Source organism: Specibacter sp. RAF43, from assembly GCF_052114065.1.
Classification (GTDB): Bacteria; Actinomycetota; Actinomycetes; order Actinomycetales; family Micrococcaceae; genus Specibacter.
The window spans coordinates 1-1,106 of sequence record NZ_JBFREA010000061.1 but is presented as its reverse complement, the minus strand read 5'-3'; the positions used below and the strand labels follow the sequence as shown (position 1 = coordinate 1,106).

Annotated in this window: 1 protein-coding gene and 1 pseudogene; both read right to left on the bottom strand. The window is 61.3% G+C overall.

Annotation, left to right across the window (positions count from 1 at the left end):
- Positions 1 to 570, bottom strand: a pseudogene (locus AB4Y80_RS16880) (hypothetical protein); the annotation flags it as partial.
- Between the two features lie 136 nt (positions 571 to 706).
- Positions 707 to 1,090, bottom strand: a complete 384-nt coding sequence (locus AB4Y80_RS16875; protein WP_442215492.1) for a hypothetical protein — start codon at positions 1,088 to 1,090, stop codon at positions 707 to 709.
- Positions 1,091 to 1,106 lie beyond the last annotated feature (16 nt).

Here is a 1,106-nt window from a genome sequence, read left to right as displayed (position 1 = left end):
GGCCAAAACTTCCTGCTCTGCGACCACAGATACCAGCTCGTTGGAGAGACCAAGGTCGCGCCGCGTAAGCCAGTACGCCCAACACTTTCCGGTTCCGTACTTTGAGAGGAACTGGACGCCGTTGGCATAGTTGCCGTCGTCCAGGACCTGTTCTCGAATCCAATCGGCAATCGCCGTTGTAGCCAGGCGGTTGCCTCCCGTGAAAGTACCCAAGGTAATTTCAGACTCACCCAGAGCTTCTAACTCGGCTCCGAGTTCCTTGTTGAGCACGGCGACGGATACATCATCAGTGAGATCCACCCATTGGGCGCTGTCGGAAACCCGCAGCGTATACATGAGCCGGCCGTCGCGCCAGACGGCCGGCAACCAACCGGGAACCATGTTGCCGTTGGCAACCCAGTCCTTCTCCACCATTTGCTGTGCATCGTCTACCGGAATACCAAAGGTGTTGGCCGCAAAAGCGACGGCGGAACGGAACTCGGAACCGATGGCGCGAGGGTCTCCAAATAGGCGGTGCGTTTCGTGTCGGCAATATAGATCGTCGATCCGATGGAGTCGAAGCGTGACCAACCGGCTCGTTCAGCCGAATCCTGCGGCAGCGCCGGACGCTCGCGGGGCGACAGCGGCCCGTAGGAACTCTTGGCGATGCGGAACCCCTTCAGCGACCCACTCAGGACAGCCAAGCCTGTGGCCGTGCAGACACGCCTCATCCGTTGAAGCGATCCTCGATCATGGCCTGTGCGGCGTTCATGACCTTCTTGGACTCCAAGTTGCTGATGGCTTCGATCGGCGAGATCTCATCAAGCCAGGGGTTCGCGCCGATGAACCACAGGCGGGCTACGTGCTCGCCCTCGTTGGTCGATACGGCGATCCAGGCCCGGTGGGCGAGCAAGAGGCGCTGCACAGCGGCGGGCTTGGGCTCAGGGCCGTTCTCACGGGCCCACYTRTAGCTGATGCGCGGGTCTTTGCTGCTTGTAAGGGCCGCCACCAGCGTGGCCCCCAGTGCGGCGTTGAGCTGGCGCACGACCTCGCGGATGCCCAGGCGTGCGGTGCCCGCGAACCCGGCGTTCTGGATGGTTGAGATGCTCATGACATTCCTTGATTAA